This window comes from Plantactinospora sp. CA-294935 (assembly GCF_050936445.1).
Taxonomy (GTDB): Bacteria; Actinomycetota; Actinomycetes; order Mycobacteriales; family Micromonosporaceae; genus Plantactinospora.
The window spans coordinates 3,592,022-3,613,945 of record NZ_JBNJMU010000001.1 but is presented as its reverse complement, the minus strand read 5'-3'; the positions used below and the strand labels follow the sequence as shown (position 1 = coordinate 3,613,945).

Annotated in this window: 18 protein-coding genes; 8 read left to right on the top strand and 10 right to left on the bottom strand. The window is 72.8% G+C overall.

Translation table 11 applies throughout. The features are described 5' to 3' along the window. The first annotated feature begins 24 nt into the window (after positions 1-24). Positions 25-1,728 carry a glycoside hydrolase family 13 protein gene (locus ACQEVC_RS16150; protein WP_432877971.1) on the top strand — a complete coding sequence of 568 codons (1,704 nt, stop codon included), beginning with the start codon at positions 25-27 and terminating at the stop codon, positions 1,726-1,728. Between the two features lie 95 nt (positions 1,729-1,823). Then, positions 1,824-2,102, top strand: a complete 279-nt coding sequence (locus ACQEVC_RS16145; RefSeq protein ID WP_432877968.1) for a hypothetical protein — start codon at positions 1,824-1,826, stop codon at positions 2,100-2,102. Positions 2,103-2,268: 166 nt separating this feature from the next. On the opposite strand, the gene ACQEVC_RS16140 is transcribed toward ACQEVC_RS16145, so the two are convergent. After that, positions 2,269-3,741, bottom strand: coding sequence for an MFS transporter (locus tag ACQEVC_RS16140; RefSeq protein ID WP_432877965.1), 1,473 nt, complete (start codon positions 3,739-3,741; stop codon positions 2,269-2,271). Positions 3,742-3,851: 110 nt separating this feature from the next. Here ACQEVC_RS16140 and ACQEVC_RS16135 point away from each other — a divergent pair, with 110 nt between their 5' ends. The 3 genes from ACQEVC_RS16135 to ACQEVC_RS16125 are packed head-to-tail and all read left to right on the top strand — an operon-like array spanning position 3,852 to position 5,088. Further along, the gene (locus tag ACQEVC_RS16135) at positions 3,852-4,184 is read left to right on the top strand and encodes a PadR family transcriptional regulator (RefSeq protein WP_432877963.1); all 333 of its coding nucleotides are present in this window, start codon (positions 3,852-3,854) and stop codon (positions 4,182-4,184) included. Continuing rightward, the gene (locus ACQEVC_RS16130) at positions 4,181-4,792 is read left to right on the top strand and encodes a hypothetical protein (RefSeq protein WP_432877960.1); all 612 of its coding nucleotides are present in this window, start codon (positions 4,181-4,183) and stop codon (positions 4,790-4,792) included. Before ACQEVC_RS16135 ends, ACQEVC_RS16130 begins: the two co-directional genes overlap by 4 nt. A 2-nt stretch (positions 4,793-4,794) precedes the next feature. Then, positions 4,795-5,088: a hypothetical protein gene (locus tag ACQEVC_RS16125; protein ID WP_432877958.1), complete on the top strand. Its 294-nt coding sequence runs from the start codon at positions 4,795-4,797 to the stop codon at positions 5,086-5,088. A 265-nt stretch (positions 5,089-5,353) separates the two neighbouring features. Here ACQEVC_RS16125 and ACQEVC_RS16120 read toward each other — a convergent pair whose 3' ends face one another. Next, on the bottom strand, positions 5,354-5,629 hold the full coding sequence (locus tag ACQEVC_RS16120; RefSeq protein WP_432877955.1) for a DUF6458 family protein: 276 nt from the start codon (positions 5,627-5,629) through the stop codon (positions 5,354-5,356). Between the two features lie 597 nt (positions 5,630-6,226). Between ACQEVC_RS16120 and ACQEVC_RS16115 the strand changes: the two genes are divergently transcribed. Beyond that, positions 6,227-6,445, top strand: a complete 219-nt coding sequence (locus ACQEVC_RS16115; protein ID WP_432877953.1) for a hypothetical protein — start codon at positions 6,227-6,229, stop codon at positions 6,443-6,445. Positions 6,446-7,131: 686 nt separating this feature from the next. Here the strand turns inward: ACQEVC_RS16115 and ACQEVC_RS16110 are convergent. The 5 genes from ACQEVC_RS16110 to xylA all read right to left on the bottom strand — a co-directional run bounded on the left by ACQEVC_RS16110 (position 7,132) and on the right by xylA (position 14,655). Continuing rightward, positions 7,132-8,754: an amidase family protein gene (locus ACQEVC_RS16110; protein ID WP_432877951.1), complete on the bottom strand. Its 1,623-nt coding sequence runs from the start codon at positions 8,752-8,754 to the stop codon at positions 7,132-7,134. Positions 8,755-8,924: 170 nt separating this feature from the next. Then, positions 8,925-9,983, bottom strand: coding sequence for a hypothetical protein (locus ACQEVC_RS16105; RefSeq protein ID WP_432877948.1), 1,059 nt, complete (start codon positions 9,981-9,983; stop codon positions 8,925-8,927). 179 nt (positions 9,984-10,162) lie between these two features. After that, positions 10,163-11,620, bottom strand: a complete 1,458-nt coding sequence (locus ACQEVC_RS16100) for a hypothetical protein (protein ID WP_432877946.1) — start codon at positions 11,618-11,620, stop codon at positions 10,163-10,165. A gap of 147 nt (positions 11,621-11,767) precedes the next feature. Then, positions 11,768-13,183, bottom strand: coding sequence for a xylulokinase (gene xylB / locus ACQEVC_RS16095; protein ID WP_432877943.1), 1,416 nt, complete (start codon positions 13,181-13,183; stop codon positions 11,768-11,770). A 284-nt stretch (positions 13,184-13,467) separates the two neighbouring features. Further along, positions 13,468-14,655 (bottom strand): xylose isomerase, encoded by a 1,188-nt coding sequence (gene xylA / locus ACQEVC_RS16090; protein WP_432877941.1) that lies wholly within the window; start codon positions 14,653-14,655, stop codon positions 13,468-13,470. Between the two features lie 133 nt (positions 14,656-14,788). Here xylA and ACQEVC_RS16085 point away from each other — a divergent pair, with 133 nt between their 5' ends. Next, complete coding sequence (locus tag ACQEVC_RS16085) at positions 14,789-16,132, top strand: ROK family protein (RefSeq protein WP_432877938.1); 1,344 nt, start codon at positions 14,789-14,791, stop codon at positions 16,130-16,132. 373 nt (positions 16,133-16,505) lie between these two features. On the opposite strand, the gene ACQEVC_RS16080 is transcribed toward ACQEVC_RS16085, so the two are convergent. After that, positions 16,506-16,982 (bottom strand): MarR family winged helix-turn-helix transcriptional regulator, encoded by a 477-nt coding sequence (locus ACQEVC_RS16080; RefSeq protein ID WP_346260528.1) that lies wholly within the window; start codon positions 16,980-16,982, stop codon positions 16,506-16,508. Positions 16,983-17,098: 116 nt separating this feature from the next. Here ACQEVC_RS16080 and ACQEVC_RS16075 point away from each other — a divergent pair, with 116 nt between their 5' ends. Next, entirely contained in the window at positions 17,099-18,223 is a 1,125-nt protein-coding gene (locus tag ACQEVC_RS16075) for a PP2C family protein-serine/threonine phosphatase (protein WP_432877935.1), read from the top strand. A gap of 40 nt (positions 18,224-18,263) precedes the next feature. On the opposite strand, the gene ACQEVC_RS16070 is transcribed toward ACQEVC_RS16075, so the two are convergent. Next, positions 18,264-19,748, bottom strand: coding sequence for a sugar transferase (locus ACQEVC_RS16070; RefSeq protein WP_432877932.1), 1,485 nt, complete (start codon positions 19,746-19,748; stop codon positions 18,264-18,266). A 339-nt stretch (positions 19,749-20,087) separates the two neighbouring features. Next, complete coding sequence (locus tag ACQEVC_RS16065; protein WP_432877930.1) at positions 20,088-21,797, bottom strand: substrate-binding domain-containing protein; 1,710 nt, start codon at positions 21,795-21,797, stop codon at positions 20,088-20,090. Between the last annotated feature and the right edge of the window lie 127 nt (positions 21,798-21,924).

Genomic DNA, 21,924 nt, shown 5'->3' with positions numbered 1-21,924 from the left:
AGCACCCTGAACAGCACCGAGACGATGTCCTCCGTCACCGCCGCCGAGCCGGCCCCGGGCGACGGGCCGACCCGGGCCGGGCCGTGGTGGCGGGACGCGGTCATCTACCAGATCTATCCGCGCTCCTTCGCCGACTCCGACGGCGACGGTGTCGGCGACCTGCCCGGGATAACGGCCCGGCTGGACCACCTCGTCGAGTTGGACGTGGACGCGGTGTGGCTGTCGCCGTTCTATCCCTCCCCGCAGGCCGACGCCGGCTACGACGTGGCCGACTACCGTGGGGTGGACCCGCTCTTCGGCACCCTGGCGGACCTCGATCGGCTGATCGCCGAGACCCACGCCCGTGGCCTGCGGTTCATCGTCGACCTCGTACCCAACCACACCTCCTCGGCGCATCCGTGGTTCACCGCCGCGCTGGCGGCCGAGCCGGGCAGCCCCCAGCGGCAGCGTTACATCTTTCGGGACGGTCGCGGCCCCGGCGGTACCGAACCGCCGAACGACTGGCAGAGCGTCTTCGGCGGCCCGGCCTGGACCCGGGTGACCGAACCGGACGGCAGCCCCGGGCAGTGGTATCTGCACCTCTTCGACCGTGGCCAGCCGGACCTCAACTGGGACCTGCCCGAGGTGCGCGCCGAGTTCCGCGCCATCCTGCGGTACTGGCTGGACCGGGGGGTGGACGGGTTCCGGGTGGACGTGGCGAACGGGTTGGTCAAGCAGGCCGACCTGGCCGACTGGCATCCGCCGGTGGAGCCGGTCACCGGCGAGGGCACCGAGGGCCCCCGGCCGCCGATGTGGGACCAGGACGGGGTACACGAGATCTACCAGGACTGGCGGCGGGTACTGGACGGGTATCCGGGCGAGCGGATCCTGGTCGCCGAGGCGTGGGTGCAGTCGGCGGAGCGGCTGGCCGCGTACGTCCGGCCGGACGAGATGCACCAGGCGTTCAACTTCGAATACCTGGAGGCGGCCTGGACCGCCCCGATCCAGTACGCGGTGATCACCCGTTCGCTGGCCGCCAACGAGGCGGTCGGCGCCCCCACCACCTGGGTGCTCTCCAACCACGACGTGCTGCGGCACGCCAGCCGGCTCGGGCTGCCGGTCGGCACGCCCCGGCCCCGCGGGATCGGCATCGACGACCCGCAGCCGGACGGCGTCGTCGGGCTGCGGCGGGCCCGGGCGGCCACCCTGCTGATGCTCTCGCTGCCCGGCTCGGCCTACCTCTTTCAGGGAGAGGAGCTGGGGCTGCCGGAGCACACCACGCTGCCGGACGAGGCCCGGCAGGACCCGACCTGGGAGCGGAGCGGGCACGCCGAGCGGGGCCGGGACGGCTGCCGGGTGCCCATCCCGTGGGAGGCGGACGCCCCGTCGTACGGCTTCGGACCGGGGGACGCGAGCTGGTTGCCGCAGCCTCCGCTCTGGGCCGAGTACGCCCTGGACCGGCAGCGCGGGGTGGTCGGCTCGACGTACGAGCTGTACCGGACCAGCCTGCGGCTGCGCCGGGAGCTGCGGCTCGGCTCCGGCACGGTGTACTGGCTGACCAGCCCGGACGACGTGCTCTACTTCCGCAACGGCGAGCTGCGGGTGCTGACCAACTTCGGCGCCGCCCCGGTCGAACTGCCGGCCGGTGCCGAGCTGGTGCACGCCAGCGGTCCGCTCGACGCCGACGGCCGGGTGCCGACCGACGTCACGGTCTGGATCCGGGTCGCCGAGGAGGCCGGTACCCGATAGAGGTCGGCGGCGGCGACCGGGCGGTGAAAGCGATCTGACAGCCGGTGCAGGTCTACTGGAGCGGTCGACACACCCGTGGGACCTGGGGGGAACATATGATCACCCGACTGCGCCGGCTCGCCCTGACCACCGCCCTGGCCGGCGGCCTCGTCCTGGGCGGCCTCGCGGCCAGCTCGCCGGCCAGCGCCGCCACCGACGGCCGGGGAACCGCCTCGGTCAGCCCGATGATGTACGTCGAGTACGGGCCGTTCTCCAGCCTGGACGCGTGCTACATCCACCGGGGGCTGAACGACTGGCCGTACAAGAGCGACTGCCAACTCGAATGGGACTCCCGGCATCCGATCGGCTTCTACTACGGCGAATACAACCACTGAACCTTTTCAACCTGAACCGCGCGGCGCTCACGCACCGCGTCCGACCCCTGCGGTCCGCCGGACCGCAAGGGAAGGTCGAAAAAGGTTCACTAGCCGGCGGACCGGGCCGGCCGGGCGGGGATCCCCGGCCGGCCCGGCGCCGTGCGGAGGCCACCGGTCGGCCGGCTCATGCCGACCGGCCCGTGGGCGGCGGTGCCGAGCCGACGCGCCGGTCGTCCGGGGCTACCTCTTCGGCCCGTACGGTGAGCAGCTCGTGCACCCGGCGGATGTCCTCGGGGGCGCTGCGCGAGGCGAGCCAGTACATGATCCCGGTGGGCAGGAAGAAGAGTTGGAAGGCGGCGAGCCCGACGGCGAAGTTCAGCGGTGGCGGGAACGCCGCGCGCAGCGCCGAGGCGGCCACCCCGATCAGCCCGTTGCCGGCCGCCCGACCCACCCCGTTGACGAGGTTGCCGAGGCTGTAGACCGTACCCCGGTGTTCCGGCGGGTTGACGTCGGCGATCAGCGCGAACCAGTTCGGCGAGTTGGCCGAGGTGAGGCCGAGCGCGAACAGGGCGGTGAGCAGGCTGAGCCCGACCGTCGGCTCGGTGAGGACGCTGCCGAGCACGGCCGCGGCCACCGCACCGGCACCGGCGCCGTCCGGCACGTCGATCCGGATCGGCACGAAGAAGAGCACCGCGTAGAACGGCACCGCGGCCAGCACCCCGATCGCCGCGACCATTGCCCGGCCCCGAGGGGTACGCCGTTGCATGGCGTCGCCGACCAGCCCACCGACGATGGAGAGCACCCCGCCGAGCTGGAAGAGTACGGCGAAGATGCTGCCCACCACGGTCGCGGTGGCCGACGAGTACCCCTGGGCCTCGGCCCGCTCCCGGAACAGCGCGGGCAGCCAGACCAGCGAGCCGAAGGCCACCTGCGCGGTGAGCCCCTGCAACACCAGCCACCGGTTCGTCCGGCGGCGCAGGATTCCGGGCAGGTCGGCCCGGCTGATCCGGTAGTCGTAGTCCGCGCCGACCGCCAGCGCGCCGGTCAGCTCCGGCTCGCTCTGGCCGCGCCGGATGTCGTAGGTGAGCAGGTAGGCCACGGTCGCCACCAGGCCGGCGACGCTGAGCAGCAGGAACGGACGCCGCCAGTCCTGCGCGCCGAGCACGCCGCCGACCAGGGTGCCGGCCAGGGTGCCGATGCCCTGGGAGAGTCCCCAGAAGCTCAGCACCACGCCCCGGCGGCGCGGACTGACCAGGTCGGTGACCACGGAGAAGCCGACCGAACCCACCGCGCCGAGCCCGATCGCGGCCAGTAGTTGCGCGCCGAAGAACGCCAGGTAGGTCGGGGCGACGGCGCTGCCGGCCGTCCCGGCGGCCCAGAGCAGCGTGCCGACCATGAGCAGCGGCTTACGGTTGGCCCGGTCCCCGACGTACGCCCAGCCGACCGCGGCCACCGCGCTGACCAGAAAACTCGTCGCGGTGACCGCGCCGATCGCGCCGACCGGGACGTCGAGTGCCGGGGCGATGGAGCCGTAGAGCGGTGGCACCAGCCCGATCGCGACGTTGTCCAGCGAGGCGAGCACCACGAAGACCGCCACGCTGTAGAACCGGTGGACCGGGCCCCCACCTCGGGCGACTCGCTGGCCACCGATCGTCATCTCCGGCACTCAACCAGGATCAGGTAACGGCGAGGTGACGGTGGCGCCGGGTGGGCGTACCCGCGCAAACACTAGGTTGAACTCTAGCTAGGGCTTGGTAGAGTACGAGCATGCCCACCCCCCGGATGACGCTGCCCACCCGGGCGGTGCTGCGTACCCTGTTGGAGCATCCGTCGCGCGAGTTCTACGGCTTGGAACTCTGCGCCGCCGCCGGGCTGGCCAGCGGCACCATCCATCCGATCCTGGCCCGGCTGGAGAGTCTCGGCTGGCTGCGATCCCGTTGGGAGGATCTGGACCCGCGCGAGGCCGGTCGGCCGCGCCGCCGGTATTACTCCCTCACCTCCGACGGGGCCGTCCAGGCTCACCGGGCACTGGCCCAGGCGGACGCGCGGGTGGCCAAGCCCGGCACCCTCCGGCCCGGACTCGCCGGAGGGCAGTCGTGACCGGGCCGGAGCAGCCGGCGGAGGCGTACGAGATCACGGTCGGCAACGCCCTGCGGCACGCCGACACCGCCGACGAGGTGGTGCTGCGGGTCCTGGCCGGCCTGCGCGCGGCCGACGGGCCCCGGACCGGCCCGCAGCCGCACCGTGCGACGTCGGACTGGCCGCTGCCGCGCCGGGTGCCGGGTCTCGACCCCGGCCCCTATGCGCCATGGGCGGACCAGCCCCTCGTTCCGGCCGTCCGGGAAGCCTCGGCCATTGCCCGGAACACCAGCAACTACCTGCGGGGATGGCGCCTCGGCAACGAGGCCGTCCGGGCGGCGAGGCCGGCGGCAGCCGCTGCCGTGGCCGCCCGGATTCCGCCTTCCCCGGCGCTGCCCGGCGGGGTCCGCCGCCGGATCGCCGCCCGGACCGGCGCCGCCGCGACGCGCCTGATCGGCCTCGTCGTGCAGGCCCTGCCAGCCCCGGAACGCCCCCGCTACCAGGAGGAGTTCCGGGCCGAACTGAGCAGGCTGAGCGGCCTGCACCAGCTCGGTTACGCCACCCGCCTGCTGCTGTCGATGTTCGCGCTCCGGCGCGCGCTGCGGCAGCCGCGGGTCGAGGCGGAGTAGCCGTGCCGCTACGCCGGGCGGGCGCGGTCGCGGCGGGCGGCGGGCTCGTCACCGGCCTGTCGCTGGTGGACTGGCCGGTGCTGCTCGCGCTCTTCGCGGTCAGCGCGATGGCGGTGGGCGCCATCTGTTGGGTGCTGAGCGACCAGGACCGCCCGAAACGGCTCGCGCTGCTGATCCGGAGCTGGCGTGGTCAGCCGCGACCGGCAGCACCGGCTCCCCGGGCGGTGGCCCGCCGGCCGTCGGCCCCGAGATCGCGGGCCGCCGCCAGGGCCGCCCGGTCCTCCGCCGGCCGGTGACACCGAGCCGGACGAACGAGCCCCGCCCGGAGGCTGTCCGGACGAGGCTACGCCGGAGGCTGTGACGCGCACCGGGCCGGCGGCGCTATCCGAGTAGCCGGCTGGGGTGGGGCGTGCGCCCGGTGTCCCCAGCCACCGATGCCGCACCCCAGCCGGCCCGTCGCCGTTCGTATTCGTGTCGCGGCTCCGTCGACATGACGGTCGACCGAGGTCGGGCCGATCGGGGCGGACCCGGGCCCGGCCACCGGACCCGCGAGGCCGCCGGTCACCGGGGCGGCAGCACGTCCCGCCGCTCCTCGACCCGGCGGTACTCGGTCGGTTCGGTGGTGGTGACGTGGCGGTACTCGGTCGGCTCCGTGGTGGTCACGACCGAGCGGCGCCGGTTGTTCCAGATCACCGTGGTCATGATCAGACCCAGTACGCCGGCCGCCATCAGGATCCAGCCGACCACGTCGAGGTCCAGGCCGCCGAGGCTGACGTTCAGCGCGAAGGTGAGGATCGCTCCGAGCGCGATCAGGAAGATGCTGGTGCCGATACCCATGACACGCCTCCTCGTGGGGGGGATGCTTGGCTGTCCTGGTCCTGCTACCCAGTCGCCGAGCCGACGAATCGTCACACCGGGCTGGCCTGCCGAAACATCGCGACTGGCCCGGTCGAAGCCGCCGCTGCCGGTCGAACCGCCGTCGGCTCCGACAGCGACCAACCCCGTCACCCTGTCCGGGTCGCACCCCGAGGCCGCTCCGAAGGGATAACGGCGGCCCCGGGGTGCTTCCGTGTCGGTGCCGGCCCCGGGTCATGCGCGGGGAAGCGGAGGCCGGTGCCGACGTTTCGGGGGCTGCCGGACCGGCGCCAACGACGCCGGGGCACCCAGTAGATGATCTGGCCGACAATCAGTGCGGGATGCCGGTCGGGCAGCGCCTCCAGGGCGCGGGCGAGGTGTGCGGCGAGGTACATCATGAGCCCTGTCCGGTCACCGTCGAAGCCGATCAGTAGTGCCAGGCGGGCCGGCGCGCAGGGTCAGTCGTGTTCGCGTTCTCGGCAGGCGTACGTGTCCGTGGGGACGTGCTGCCCGGCCGCCTGGCTCTCACGTACCCGCCGTCGGGCGATGTGCCGTTCCCACCGCACCCATGGCCCGATCATGGGTCTACACCCGCTCGGCATGCCGGGCTCGGTGCCGCTGGGCTCGGTGCTGCTGGGCTCGGTGCTGCTGGGCTCGGTGCCGCTGGGCTCGGTGCCGCTGGGCTGGAGTCAGGCCGCCCGCTCGGCCGTTGGCCAGGTGCGCCCGGGTCGGCCCGTTCCACCCGTCGTGCCGGGCCGCGTTGCGGCGGTCGGGGAAATCCATCCACGGGCGTTGTGACTCCTCCGGCCGCGGGGGTCCCGGGGGCGGGGGTGGCGGCGCTTCTTCGTGCCCGGCCCGTGCTTCCCGGGCAATCCTGACATCGGTCGTGGCGACCCGGACCGCCCGGCGGCTCTCGGCGCCCGTCAGGGACGCACCCTCGGCGGGTGCGGTGTCGGCACCCGCCGATCGTGTGCTCCTACTACCCCGCCGGGGGTAGTAGGAGCACACGCTGGGATCCGAGTCGGGGCAGATCCATCGGTGTCCACACCAGCAATACCGGCAGAAGCGCCACCCAGGCCCGTCGATGGCGGAGTCTGGTTCCTCGTACCTGTCTCATTCTTTTGTCCTCCCGTTCCGGTAAAGAACGGAAAAGGGGGCGGTGCTCGTGTCCTGTGCGAGCGACCGCCCCCGTTGACGGAAAGATGACCCACCATTAGGGCGGATCTTGCGGGCCACGCCCCCGGCATGGTGAGGCGGGCCGCCGTAATGGCTTTCCGTCTGCCCTCCACCCTGGACCGTGACGTCGCGGAACCGCCCACCAGGGCCCGGCCGCAGCCGGCCCCAAGTCGACGAAACGCCCCCGGCCCGGGGAATATCCGGGTCCGGGGGCTTCGTCATCTCAGCTCAGATCCGCGTTCGGCACTAGCCCAAACGCCCTGACTAACGCCCTGTCTTTCAGAGGGGACGGTCATCCGGAGGGGACGTCAAGGCGCGCAACTCGGGTCGCGGTCACCGAAGTCGGCGCAACGGAACAGCGACGGGTTGACCTGCGAGGGCGGGCGCCACTTCCGCGCCGCCTGCTCGTAGTCGTACGCCAGGGCCAGCAGTTGGGCCTCGGTGTAGGCGGTACCCAGGAAGGACATCCCGACCGGGCGGCCGTTCGCCGGGTCGTACCCGATCGGGACCGCGACCGACGGGTACTGGGCCCGGGCGCCGATCCCGGCCGACCCGCTGCCGACGAAGACGATCGCGTCAAGGTTCTCGGCGGCCAGCACCGAGTCGATCCGCTCTCGCGCCCCGGCGATCCCGGTGTCCCGGTTTGTCTCGTACGCCGCCTTCGCCACCGGATCGGCCAGGTCGACCTCGTTCGAGGCGACGAGCTGGGTCTGGCCGAACTTGATCGTGCCCTCGTCGACGTGCGCCAGGTTCCACGTCACCACGTCGTCGAGGGTGTCCATCGGTGCGCTGCGGGGCAGCCGGGCCAGGTAGGCGTTCAGGTCCCGCTTGAACTCGTAGCTCAGGATGCTCGGCGGCAGGCCGCCGGTGTTGACCGTGACCGGTACGACCGTGGCGCCCCGGGCCCGCAGCACGTCCAGCGCCTCGGTGAACAGCACCCCCTGGTTGCCGGTCGGGCTGCTGGCGACGCCGACCCGCTTGCCCTGCAACGCGGCCGTCGAGAGCGTCCGGGTGTAGTCGGTGCCGACCACGCCCGAACTGGTCTCCGTGACCGGGTCCTCCGGGTCGATCCCGGTCAGCGCGCTGAGCAGCGCGGCGGCGTCGTAGACGGTCCGGGTCATCGGGCCGGCGGTGTCCTGGCTGGCGGCGATCGGCACCACCCCGGTCCGGCTGACCAGACCCACCGTCGGTTTCACCCCGACCAGCGAGTTCGCCGCCGAGGGGCTGAGGATCGAGCCGGAGGTTTCGGTACCGATGGTGACGGTGGCCAGCGCCGCCGCCGCGGCCGAGCCGGAACCCGAACTGGACCCGCTCGGGGTCTGGCTGACGTCGTACGGGTTGAGCACCTGGCCGCCGAGTCCGCTGTAGCCGGACGGCATCCCGTTGGTGGTGAAGTTGGCGAACTCGGTCAGGTTCGTCTTGCCCAGGATGATCGCCCCGGCCGCTTTCAGCCGGGTGACCAGGAAGGCGTCCTTCGCCGGGTACGACTTCGCCAGGGCCATCGCCCCGGCGGTGGTGGGCAGCCCCGACAGGTCGATGTTGTCCTTGATCAGCACCGGGATGCCGTGCATCGGTCCCTTCGCCCGGCCCTTGCGACGCTCCTGGTCGGCCTGCTTCGCCTGCGCGACCGCGTCCCGGGCGACCACCCGGACGGCGTTCAGGCCCGGGCCGTTGGTGTTCAGCGTCCGGATCCGCTCCAGGTACGCCTGGACGAGTTCCTCGGAGGTGATCCGCCGGGCGGCCAGCGCCTCGCGGATCTGCGGAATACCGGCCCGTTCGAGGTCGAACGGGAACGGCCGGTGCCGCCCGGTCGCCTCGGACGGTACGCCGAGCGAGGTGGCGACCAGTGCGGCGATGCTGAGCAGGACGGTGGCGAGTACGACGAGCCGGAACGCGGATCGCGGCCGGATCGGCACAGCGGATTGATGCACCTGCACGCCCTTCCATGAGGCCACGCCCGGGCGACCCACGGACACCCGGGGCGTGAGGGGGATCTTGGAAGCACACGGTTCTGATGTTGACGCTACGATACGGATCGATTTCCGCCCGGTAAAACGATCTTCGTGTCGTCAGGCGCGGGTACCCGGCGGTCCGGGCCCGGTCAGTCCCGGTCGCGCACGGTCGCCCAGTCGGTCGGGATGAAGTGGTCGGGCGCGTGCAGCACGTTGAGCAGGCGCTGCCGGATGCTCTCGTGCATCACCGGTCCCCACGGGAACCTGGTGGGGTACTGCACCATGTTGCGGAACGTGTTCGCCGGCCCGTTGTTCCGTTCGAGGTACTGGATGGCGGCCTGGGTGCAGACATAGTCGGCGTACGCGAGCGCCTGGTGCGCCGCGGTGTAGAGCGCCTCGGTGCCGGGCTGGTGCCGCAGGTACGGCTCGAACCACGGCAGGTCGACGCCGGCCATCGGGGTGGGCTGGAACTGGAGGTCGCCCGCGAGCGCGACCGGCAGCGGGTCGTGTTCGATGCCGTTGGCCTGGGCGAGCATCTGGGCACCGGCCAGCACCCCGGCCGGCTCGGCCAGGTCGAGCAGCTTCTGCCGGCCGATCACCACGTGCTGGTTCCGCTGCATGTACCGGTCCAGCCCCAGTGGATCGTCCGGAAAGTCGAACGCGATCTCGGCCAGCGCCTCCACCCGGTCATGCCGGCCCCGGTTGTTGTAGTAGGTGATCATCCAGCTCATCGCCTTCGGGGCGTACTGCGGATCGCTGGTGGACCGCGCCTTGGCCATGGCGTCCCGGGCCCGGTCGGGCTCACCCGCCCGTTCGTGGTTGAGGGCGATGTGGAACCACGCCACCGCGCTGTACCCCAGCCGGTACGGCCCGGCGAGCTGGTTCCAGAACCGGTTTGCCAACTCGTAGTCCTCGACCCGGGTGGCATGCCCGGCGAGCAGCAGTTTCGCCGCCGGGCTGTAGATCGGGTGGTCCCCCTCGGCGGCGATCCGCAGCGCCTCCACGCCGTCGGCCAACTGCCGGTGCGTGTACGGCACCGCCTTCGCCAACGCGAGGAGGAACGCCGCCTCGGTCCGGTACGGCGCGCCGGGTGCCGCCTCCGTCAGTCCCTTGAGCTGGGCGGCGGCCGACTCCGGCTCACCGGTCAGCAACAACTCGAATGCGTCCCGGCACACCGCCGCGCGCCGGACGCGTTCGGTCTCCTCCATGAGCGGCCTCCTCGGACAGTTTCACCAGCCCGTAAGGAAGCTACACACCTCGCCGCGATCCGACTACCCACCGTGTCTGTTGTTGGCGCTCCCGCACCGACCGACCCGCACCGACCGACCCGCTCCGCACGATCACCTGCCGACCGGACGGCAGCGGGGTACTCCGGGAACCGCCCGGGCTACCAGCGCCAGTCGCGCGGCGACCAGACCCACCGGTCGCTCCGGACCGCCGCAGCCGCCTGCCGGGCAAGCCGGCCGAGCACCGGCGCGACCAGCCAGAGCAGCACCACGGCGTAACCGGCGAGCGCGACCCGCTGCACCCCGGTCAGGGCCGGGCGCTCCACCAGCGGGTACCACAGCGGACTGAACTCCGGCGTGAAGTGGCAGAGCGACTCCAGGTAGTAGTTGTTGTCGTAACAGGTCCACGGCCAGAGCTGGGCGTACAGCAGGCTGTTGGCGGCACCCCAGACCGAGAGCACTGCTACGGCGAGGGTGGCGAGGTTGGCCCAGGGCCCCGCCTCCACCGCTCCCAGCCGTACGGCGAGCGCCAGGCCGGCCGGCAGGATGGCGAGCAGGAAGAACCTCGGCCCCCAGTACAGGCCGCCGTACCAGGCCCACCAGGAGGCGTAGACCAGCACCAGGCCGGCCACGAAGACCAGCCACAACAGCCAGACTCCGGCCACCCACCGGCCGGCCCGCTCCGCCAACCACCGCCGAGCCGGCAGGAACAGCCCCGGCGTGAACCAGAGCAGCCCCTTGCCGAACGAGAAGAGGATCGCCACCACCCCGAGCAGCAGCGGATAGGAGAATCCCGGCTCGCCCGAGTACGGCATCACGGTCTGCCCGCCGCCGTTGTTCGCGTACGCCCGGTGCAGCGGGTCGCCGAGGCGCAGCCACGCCTCACCGGCGATCAGCACCCCGGCCGCCAGCAGCACCGACAGGTAGCGCAACCGCCGCTCCCGGAAGCAGAGCACCCCGACGACGAGACCGAGCGCCACCACCGACGCGGGCGTGTTGGCGACCCCGAGCACCACCGCGGCCCAGCCGGCGAGCCGGGTCGGCCGGCCCGTCCCGGGCAGTGTCGCGGCGAGCAGCCCGACCCCGACCGTCGTCGCCGTGAACATCTCGCCGTAGAAGTCCTGGACGTGCGCGGCGGCCATGCTCCCGGCGACCAGCACCAGCAGGAACCGCCGGAGCAGCCGGCGGTCCATCCGGTCGCGCAGCAGCAGCTGGAGCGCCACCAGCCCGAACCCGAAGAGCAGCAGATTGTATTGCGCCAGCACGGGCTGCGGGTCGCCGTACCACCGGCCGACCATCCACAGCGGAGCCGCGAACAGCGGGCCGATCAACGAGTACGCCGTCTCCGGCATCTGCCGCTGCTCCAGCAACTGGAGCAACGCCTGGTACCGGACCAGCCCGTCCCCCATCATCGGCGGCCGGGGATAGACCGCCAACAGCAGCATCCCGGCCCCGATCAGCACCCAGTCCAGCACCGCCGCGACCCGACCACCGGACCGCCCCGGCGGCGCATCCGGCTCCACCCGCCCCGGCCGCACCCGAGGTTCGTCGGCCGGCTCCTCGGACTCCGTCCGCTCCCCCGACTCCTCCCGCAGCTCGCCGGCCGCCGGCGCGTCCATCGACAGTCCTCTCACGCTCGCACACAGATCCGGCCGGAACTCCGGCCACAGGCAGTGTGCCAAACATCGATACACCGCTCCATAGGCAAACTTGAATGCCTATGGAGCGGTGTATCGACGGAACGAAGAGCTGCCGCGCGGAGATCCCTAGTCCACCGGCCGATCCAGGACCGAATCACGGGCGCGGGCGTACTGCTCACGGATGCGCGGGACGGCGTTGCCCACGTACTCCTGGGACTCGCCGGCCGACCAGACGGGCGGCTCCGCCCCACCCTGGACTACCCAGGCGGCCTGCCGGGCCGCCCCGTCGGCGACGTACTCCCCCGGCTCCGGCACCAGCACCGGGCACCCGAAGACCTCCGGCGCGATCCGGCGTACCGCCTCGGAGCGGGCCCCGCCACCCACCAGGATGATCCGGTTCGCCGTCGCTCCCTCGGCGAGCAGCGCGTCCAGCCCGTCCGCCAGTGCGCAGAGCATGCCCTCCACGGCGGCCCGGGCCAGATGCCCCGGGGTCGACGTCCGCAGGGTCAGCCCGTGCACCGCGCCCGTCGCCAGCGGCCGGTTCGGCGTCCGCTCGCCCTCCAGGTACGGCACCATCACCAGCCCGTCGGCACCGGCCGGCGTGCTCAACGCCAGTTTGGCCAACTCGTCCAGGCCGACCCCGAGCATCGCCGCCGCCGCGTCCAGCACCCGGGCCGCGTTCAGGGTGCAGACCAGCGGCAGGAACCGCCCGGTCGCGTCCGCGAACCCGGCCACCGCACCCGACGAGTCCGCCGCCGGAGTGTCCGCGACGCTGAACACCGTCCCCGAGGTACCGATCGAGACGACCACGTCCCCGGCGACCGCGCCGACCCCCAGTGCGGCGGCCGCGTTGTCCCCGGTCCCCGGACCCAGGAGTGCGCCGCTCGGCAACCGCCCGGCCACCTCCGCCGGCCCCAACACGGTTGGCACCGCCACCGCGCGCCCGAGCGCCCGCTCCAGCAGGTCCGGCCGGTATTCACCGACCGCCGGCGACCAGTATCCGGTCCCGCTCGCGTCCCCCCGGTCGGTACGCAGTGCTCCCAGCCCGGCCGCGCCGCCCAGCCGCCAGGTCAACCAGTCGTGCGGCAGGCAGACCGCGGCCACCCGCGCCGCGTTCTCCGGCTCGTGCCGGGCCAGCCAGCGCAGCTTGGTGACGGTGAAACTCGCCACCGGTACGCTGCCGACCGCCTCCGCCCAGGCCCGCCGCCCTGTCTCACCGCCGCCCAGCTCCTCGACCAGCTCGTCCGCCGCCCCCGCCGACCGGGTGTCGTTCCAGAGCAGCGCGGGCCGGACGACCTCGCCCGCCTCGTCGAGGCAGACCATCCCGTGCTGCTGCCCGGCGACGGCCACCGCCGCCACGTCGTCGAGCCCCCCGGCCTCGGCGATCGCCGACTGCAACGCCTCCCACCAGGCCCGGGGATCGACCTCGGTCCCGTCCGGATGCGCCGCCCGGCCACTGCGGACCAGGGCGCCGGTCTCGCTGTCCCGGATCACCACCTTGCACGACTGGGTCGACGAGTCGACCCCGGCAACGAGCGCCATCTCACGCCCTCCTTCTGGGCTCACGTCTCTGGGCTCACGTAACGGTGTCGCGGTCCCGGTCTCAACGCTGTCGCGGGGCAGCAGCACCGGGCGGTCGGTCGTACCCGATCGGGAGCGCAAGCCTGGTCACGCACCCCGACCGGGTCAGGGGTTGGGGCCGGATCGCCCGCGTCGGGATCGGGCCTGACCGCCCAGAGCGGGCGATCCGGCCCCAACCCCAGCCACGGCGGGCAGCGAGCCAGAAGGCCCGATCCCACCCACGACGGACGGCGGGCGGACAAGAATCAGCGAGCCCCGAGCAGATGCTCCACCGCAAGCTGGTTCAGCCGCACGAACCCGAACCCCCGCGCCGCCACCCCGTCCACGTCGAAGTCCTCGAACGCACTCCGGTCCGCCAACAGATCCGAGTACGTCTCGCCCGGGTTCAACGTCGGCGTCGACAGCTCCGCCACCTTGCTGGCGGCCAGCGCCTCCTGCACCTCCGGGTCGGCCCGGAACGCCGCCGCCCGCTCCTTGAGCAGCAGGTACGTCCGCATGTTCGCCGCCGCCGACGCCCACACCCCGGTGTAGTCCTCGGTGCGCGACGGCTTGTAGTCGAAGTGCCGGGGCCCGGTGTAGGCCGGCCCGCCCTGCGGCCCGCCGTTCTCCAGCAGGTCCACCAGCGCGAACGCGTTCAGCAGGTCACCGTGGCCGAAGACCAGGTCCTGGTCGTACTTGATCCCCCGCTGCCCGTTCAGGTCCAGGTGGAACAGCTTGCCGGCCCAGAGTGCCTGCGCGATCCCGTGCATGTAGTTGAGCCCGGCCATCTGCTCGTGCCCGACCTCGGGGTTCAGCCCGACCAGCTCCGGGTGCTCCAGCTCGTTGATGAAGGCGAGCGCGTGCCCGACAGTCGGCAGCAGGATGTCGCCGCGCGGCTCGTTCGGCTTCGGCTCGATCGCGAACTTCAGCCCGTAGCCCCGGTCGATGACGTACTGGGCGAGCAGGTTGACCGCCTCGCGGTAGCGGTCCAGCGCCGCCCGGATGTCCTTGGCGGCGTCGTACTCCGAGCCTTCCCGGCCGCCCCACATCACGAAGGTGTGCGCGCCCAGTTCGGCGGCGAGGTCGATGTTGCGCAGCACCTTGCGCAGCGCGAACCGGCGTACGTCCCGGTCGTTGCTGGTGAAGCCGCCGTCCTTGAAGACCGGGTGGGCGAAGAGGTTGGTGGTGACCATCGGCACCACCAGACCGGTCTCCTCCAGCGCCTTGCGGAACCGGGAGATGTGCTGCTCCCGGGTGGCGTCGTCGGAGCCGAACGGGATCAGGTCGTCGTCGTGGAAGGTGATCCCGTACGCGCCCAGCTCGGCGAGCCGGTTGACCGCCTCGACCGGGTCCAGGGCCTCCCGGGTGGCCTCTCCGAACGGATCCCGGGCGGTCCAGCCGACCGTCCAGAGGCCGAAGGAGAACTTGTCGGCAGGGGTTGGTTGGGCTGCCATGGCTGACCTCCAGGGGAACCGACTCGACGTTGAGGTGAGGGGCTGGGCCGACATCCCGGGTTGACGCCCCGGCAACCCGGCCGATTTGTTTATCGGTTGAATTATTTGATCGCGGTATGGCATTGTCAATACCGTGGCGCAACCCGCGGCGGTGCCGGTCGGCGCGACGGTAACCGCCGTCCGCCAGGCGAGCCTGCGCGAGCACAACCTGGCCCTGGTGCTGCGGCAGATCGCCACCGCCGAGCGCCCGCCGTCCCGGGCCGACCTGGCCACCGCCACCGGCCTGACCCGGGCCACCGTCTCCGCACTGGTCGACGACCTGATCACCGGACGGCTGCTCACCGAGGTCGCCCCGATGCCCCGGTCCGGCGCCGGCCGGCCCGCCGTCGGCCTCACGCTCGCCGGTCACGGCCCGGCCGGCCTCGGCCTGGAGATCAACGTCGACTACCTGGCCGCCGTCCTGGTCGACCTCGCCGGGACGGTACGGCACCGCGCGGTACGCCGGGTCGACCTCCGGCCGGTGCCCCCCGCCGAGGCCCTGGCACTGGTCGGCGAGCTGATCACCGAGGCCGGCGCCGAGGCGGACCGGCAGGACCTGGCCCTGGCCGGTACGGCGCTCGCGGTGCCCGGCCTGGTCACCGCCACCGGGCTGGTCCGGCTCGCGCCGAACCTCGGCTGGCGGGATGTGGACGTGCCGGCGCTGCTCGGCGGGCATCCGGTGCTCGGCGGGCGCGGGTTGGGGGTGGACAACGAGGCCAACCTCGCCGCGCTCGGCGAGCTGCACGCCGGCCCGCCGGACTGCGGCAACTTCATCTACATCTCCGGCGAGGTCGGCATCGGCGCCGGGATCGTGCTGCACGGCACCCTGTTCCGGGGTGCCCGGGGCTGGAGCGGCGAACTCGGCCACGTGCCCGTACACCCGGAGGGCCGGCCCTGTCGGTGCGGCGGCCGCGGCTGCCTGGAGCAGTACGCCGGCCAGGAAGCCATCCTGACCGCCGCCCGCCTGGCCGACCCACCCGCCGTCGACACCGGCCCGGCCGCCGTCGACACCGGCCCGGCCGCCGTCGGCACCGACCCGGCCACCGTCGGCACCGACCCGAATCGGGATCCACCGGCGATCCCGACCCCGGGCGCGGCGGTCGCCCGACTGGTCGAGGCGGCCGCCCGGGAGGATCCGACCGCCAACCGGGCACTGGTCGAGGCGGCGACCGCACTCGGGGTCGCCGTCGCCGGGGTGATCAACCTGCTGGACGTGGACACGGTGGTGCTCGGCGGCGTCTACGCACCGCTGGCCCGCTGGCTGGCCCCGACGGTGGAGGCCGAGATCCGCCAGCGGGTGCTGACCGCCGCCTGGTCACCGGTGACCGTCCGGGCCGCCCTGCTCGGCGGGGACGCGGCCGCGCTCGGCGCCGCCGGCTCGGTCGTCCGTACCGTGCTGGAGCAGCCCGCCCGGTGGCTCGGCCGGGCCGGCCGGTAGCCGCGCGCGGGGACCGATCGGGGCACTCGTCACCGGTTCCGGCCCGGCGAGCCGGCTCCCGGCGGGCACCATGGGATCGGCCACGGCAACCAGGGCGACCGCGGCGACGCGGCCGAGGACCGCTCGCTATTGTTGCCCCCAGACAACTATTCCGATCATCAACCATTGGACCCTCGTCAACCCGAACAGCGTGGCGCGTGCGCCCGACTGCCGGCTTCGGCCAGCACGGCCCGCAACAGAGGTTGACCAGGTCCACTCTGTGCCGACAGGAGTGCCAGCGCCGATGCGCACACCTCGACGACCCGGCGGCCGGGCCGCCGGCTCTGCCGCCGCCCGGCGCCCGAACCGCGCCGACGGGCAGCCGGCGGCCGGCTCAGGCCGATCGTTCGGTCGGCTCGACGTTGGCCCGGAACGCCCGGTCGAATTCGATGAGCCCACGCAGCAGCGCCTGCCGGCCCGCGGGACTCATCCCGGCGAGCGTCTCGGCCAGCCGTTCCCGGCGGTCGGCGCGGATCTCCACGAGCAGCTTCTGACCGACCGTGGTGAGATGCAGCGAGATCTCCCGGCGATCCGCCCGGCCCGGCTCGCGTTCGAGCAGCCCGGCCGCGACGAGCCGGTCGCAGAGCCGGCTCGCCGAGGAGAGCAGCATGCCGAGGATCCCGGCCAGTCCCCGCAGGTTGATCCCGTCGAACTGCTCGACCACCATCAGGGCCCGCAACTGAGAGCTGGAGAGTCGCCCGCTCGTCCGTTCCCGGGCAGCGTCCCAGACCGACAGCAACGCCGCCGCGGCGGTGTCCACCGCGGTGGCGAGGGTCGGATCCGGTCCGCCAGGACCGCCGGATTCAGCCATGGTGATCCTGACACTACCGCCGCCACCCGACTGACCGCACCGGTGCGCGCCCGCACAGCCCGTCCGGACCGCCGGGAACGGTACGCCGGTACGGCCTCCCGAGCGGCGGGCCGGGGATGACAGGCCGACCGGTCGACATCCGCCGTACCCTGGCCGAGGCCCCGGCGGATCTCGTCGTCGAGCGGCTCGGCACCGAGCTGACCAGGGTGTACGGGACGACGGAGACCGAGCTGCTCCAGGTCGACTACCGGCTGGCCGCCCTGGTGCCGCTGCACGGTGGCGACCCGGTGGTCGGGGCCGGCACCCCGGCCTGGCGGTGCTTCGACCACCAGACCGAGGTGCTCCAGGACGGGGTGGTGTATCTCCCGGTCACGGTGCGCGGCGAGCGGCTCGGCGTCCTCCGGCTCACCCCGGCACCGGAGGACCCGGACCGGCACGACGAGTTGGCACAGGCGGCCACGGCGCTGGCGCACGAGCTGGTCGCGGTACGGCCCGGCACCGACAAGTACGCGGTCGGCGCCCGGACCCGCCGGCTGACCCTGGCCGCCGAGATGCAGTGGGAACTGCTCCCCGGCCGGAGCCGGATCCGTCCCTCGTTCAGCCTGGCCGGTCAGCTCGAACCGGCGTACGCGGTGCGCGGCGACAGCTTCGACTGGGCCGACGACGGCCAGCGGCTCTGGCTCTCCACGATGAACGGGATGGGCGAGGGGGTGACCGCCTCGATGCTCACCTGTCTCGGCACCAACGCGCTGCGCAACGCCCGGCGCGCCGGCCTCGACCTCGCCGACCAGGCGGCCCTGGCCGACCAGGCGATCTACGCCTACCACCAGGGCATCCAGCACCTCTCCGCACTGCTGCTGGAGCTGGACCTGCGCACCGGGGTGGTGACGGCGGTGGACGCCGGCTCGCCCCGGCTGCTCGTGCTGCGCGAGGGCGAGGTGCTGGAGCAGCCGCTGGACGACCAGTTCCCGCTCGGCATGTTCGACGGCACCATCTACCAGTCGCAGAGTTTCCGGTTGGCGCCCGGCGACCGGCTCTTCGTGGTCAGCGACGGCGTCCTCGACGCCTCCTCCCGGACCGCCCGGTACGGCGACACCGCGCTCTACCGCTCCGTCCGGCGGACCAGGTCGATGGCACCGCTCGAGGCGGTACGGTCGCTCCTCGGCGACCTGCGGGCGTTCGTCGGCAGCGATCTGGTGGACGACGCCGTGGTGGTCTGCCTGGACTGGTACGGGAGCTGACCCGGGTCACCGGCGGGGCGGGGAGGTCCCGGCCCCGGGGTCAGTACGCGCCCCGGGTCCGGACCACCGCCCCGAAGGTCTTCCACAGGATGGTCAGGTCGGCGGCGAGCGACCAGTTCTCCACGTAGTAGAGGTCGAGCCGGATGCCGTCCTCCCAGCTCAGGTCGGATCGGCCGCTGATCTGCCAGAGACCGGTCATGCCCGGCTTCACCAGCAGCCGGCGGGCGACGTCGCCGTCGTAGCGGGCCACCTCGGACGGCAGCGGCGGGCGCGGCCCGACCAGGCTCATGTGCCCGAACAGCACGTTGGCGAGCTGCGGTAGCTCGTCCAGGGACCACTTGCGCAGGATCCGGCCGACCCGGGTGACCCGGGGATCCACCCGCATCTTGAACATCAGGCCGTCGGTCTCGTTCTTGGTGGCCAGCTCGGCCAGGAGCGCGTCCGCGTTCACCACCATGGTCCGGAACTTGTACACCCCGAACTCCCGGCCGCCCTGGCCGACCCGGATCTGCCGGAAGATCACCGGCCCCCGGCTGTCCAGCTTGATGGCGAGCGCGATGACGGCGAGCAGCGGCAGGGCGACCGCGAGCACCGTGGCCGCCAGTGCCCGGTCCACGAAGGCCTTGACGACCTTCCGGGCACCCCGGAACTCGGGCGCCTCGACGTGGATCAGGGGCAGGCCGGCGACCGGCTGGGTGTGGATCCGCGGCCCGGCGACGTCGGTCAGCGCCGGGGCGAGCACCAGGTCGATCCCGGTGCCCTCCAACTGCCAGCCGAGCCGGCGCAGCCGGGTGGCGGTCAGCTCGTTGGAGGCGGTCACCGCGACCGTGTCGGCGTTGATCGCCACGGCGGCGTCGACGATCGCCCGGAACGAGCCGAGCACCGGCACGTCACCGAGGCGCTGCGGCACCGGCGCGAGCAGCGCGTCCGGGATGCAGGCGCCGACCACCTGGTAGCCGGCGTACGGCTCGCGGCGCAGCGTGTGCACCAGCTCCAGTACGTGCGCGGTGTCGCCGACCGCCAGCACCCGCCTGGACCAGCCGGCCCCTCGGGACCGGGACCAGTGCAGTCGTTTCCGGGCGGCGAACCGGGCGATCACCAGCCCGACCGTGCCGACCGCGAACGAGATGCCGAGGAACCCCCGGGAGACCCCGACGTCGGCGAGATAGCCGGCGATCGCGACTCCACCGGCGAGCCGCAGACTGGCGGAGGTGACCCGGCGGTACTCGTCAGCGCCGTAGCCGAGCACCCGGTGGTCGTAGCAGCGCAACGCCTTGAGCGAGACCAGCCAGGCGACCACCAGGGCGGGGCCGACGATCACGTACGGGATGTCGGAACCGCGCGGCTCGTCGCCACCGAACCGGGCGAAGTAGCCGCCGATCACCGCCAGCACCAGGATGGCGGTGTCGAGCACGAGCAGTTCGCGGATGTAGCCGCGCTGCCGCGTCCGGTACGACGATGCCGGTGCCCCCGAGGTCGGCTCCGGAGGCATGGTGGTAGGGCTCAGCAATGTCGCCGACGTCACCGGCCCTCCCTCGCTCCAGGGGGCACCCGATCAGCCGCTCGCTGCCCTGACGGAGCGGCCCGGAGGCACCCCGACATCTTCACCTACCGGGGGCATCACCGAGAGCTTCCGACGGATTACTGTCACTTGTTTGCGTCGCCGGTGCTCCGGCTGCTCACGTACCCGGGGCTGGCGCCGGGACGCGACGCGGTCGACCAGGTCTCGGCGGCGCCCTCCGGGCGTGCCGCAGAACTCCGACGCCGACCGGACAGCGCGACGCCCGCCGTACCGGCACGGGTGGCCGGTACGGCGGGCGCGGTCGAGCGGGGTCCCGGCCGGCGGGCCCGACCGGGGCGGGTGTCAGCGCGGAGCGGTCGGCCGGCGGGCGATCGCCTGGAGGAAGATGTCGCCGATCTTCGCCGGGTCCTCGGTGACGAAGGCGGCCCCGCCGGTCACCTTGGGGATCGAGTCCAGTTCGGCCTTGCTGACCTCGGCACTGATACCGATGATGATCACCTGGACCGGACGGTCGGGGTCGTTGATCCGCTTCAGCTCGGCGAGCAGTTGCGCCTGGCTGATCCCGTTGGCGTCCTCGTTCTTGCCGTCGGTGAGCATCACCACCGAGTTGACCCGGCCGGGCTGCCAGTCTTCCTGCACGGCCTTGTAGCCGGCGAGGATCGAGTCGAAGAGGCCGGTGTCACCGCCCCGCTTGGGTGTGATGCCGGCGAGTTGGCTCTCCAGCCGCTCGCGCTGGGCGGACATCGGGCCGATCGGCACCAGCGAACGGTAGTCGCGGGAGCCGTTCAGCTCGGTGGAGAAGACCCAGAGGCCGAGTGCCCAGGAGTCGTCGAAGAGCGCGAGGCCGCGCTTGGCCGCCTCCAGGGTCACCTGCATCCGGGTGGCGTTGTTGGCGGTCGGCACCTTCTCGAACATCGAGCCGGAGATGTCGATGATCGCCAGCATCCGGCCGGACTGGGTGGCGACGGCCCAGCTGGAGAGCACCCGCTCGATCGTCGCACCGTCACCGCCACCGGCGGTGCCACCCGGGTTGGGTGCCGGGGTGGTCGGCGTCGGCTGGGTGCCCGCCGGGCTCGGCGCGCCCCGGGGCGGCGCGAAGCCGTCCGCCCAGGTGCCGTCCGGGGCCCGGAGCCCCTGCGCGGCCAACTGGCGGCGGAACGCCCCGGTGTCCAGCGCGGCGAAGAGCTTCTCCGCCGCCGCACCCTTGGCCGGCTCGGTGCCAGGCATCACCGCGTACGGGTAGTCGAGCGAGATCGGCGCGGGCTCCAGGTAGAGGGCGGCGAGCGGAACCGGCGGCTTCGTCGCGTTGAACTCGATGACGTCCTCTTCGGAGAGTGCCGCGGCACCCAGCCCGCGGGCGATGGACGTCTGGTCGGTCGCCCGGGGGAAGCGGGCGATCAGCTCCTCGCGGACCGCCGAGGCGCCGGTGGCCAGCGCCCGCAGGGCGGCCGTGGTCGCCTGCTGGGCCCGGACCCCGCCGCCGGACTGGGCCGCGATGGCCAGCGAGAGCAGCCCGGACAGCCCGGCCGCGTCCCGGCTCGGCTCGACGAGGCCGGTCTTGAGCTGGGTACCGGTGGTGATCCTGCCGAGCAGGTCCTTCCAGCCGAGCTTCTTCTGCGGCCAGCCCACCGTGGCGGCGAGCGGCTCCGGCATGGCCACCACCACGGGGCTGCGCGCCACCGAGGTGTTGTTCTGCGGCGCGAACGCCGGAGCCTGCTGGCGCAGCCGCAGCAGCCAGGTGGAGGAGTCGGGCAGCCAGACGTTGGGCAGTACGGCGCTGCCGCTGGCCTGTCCGACCCCGGACAGCGACACACCGTGCTGCCCGGCGACGGCCGCAGCCACGTCCACGGACTCGCTGGCGGTGACCTCGACGGCGACGCAGAGGCCGTCGACCTCGGTCTCGTCGGCGCTCAGGTCGGCCGCAGCCTTCTCGACGGCGGGGGCGATCTCGGGCGCCGCGGCGACGGTGAGCTTCAGCTCGCCCGAGCAGTCGGAGCCTGCCCACTGCTGATAGCCATACCACCCTCCAACCGCGACAAGAACGAGCGCCATCGCGCTGGCGATGGCGCCCGCCCCTCGGATATTTCTACGCATGCGATGGCGGCCAGGCACCTGACCATCTTGAGGGCTTCTGCGAAGTCGTGCCAGGGGCGAACGGCCGAATGTTACCGAGGCAGCA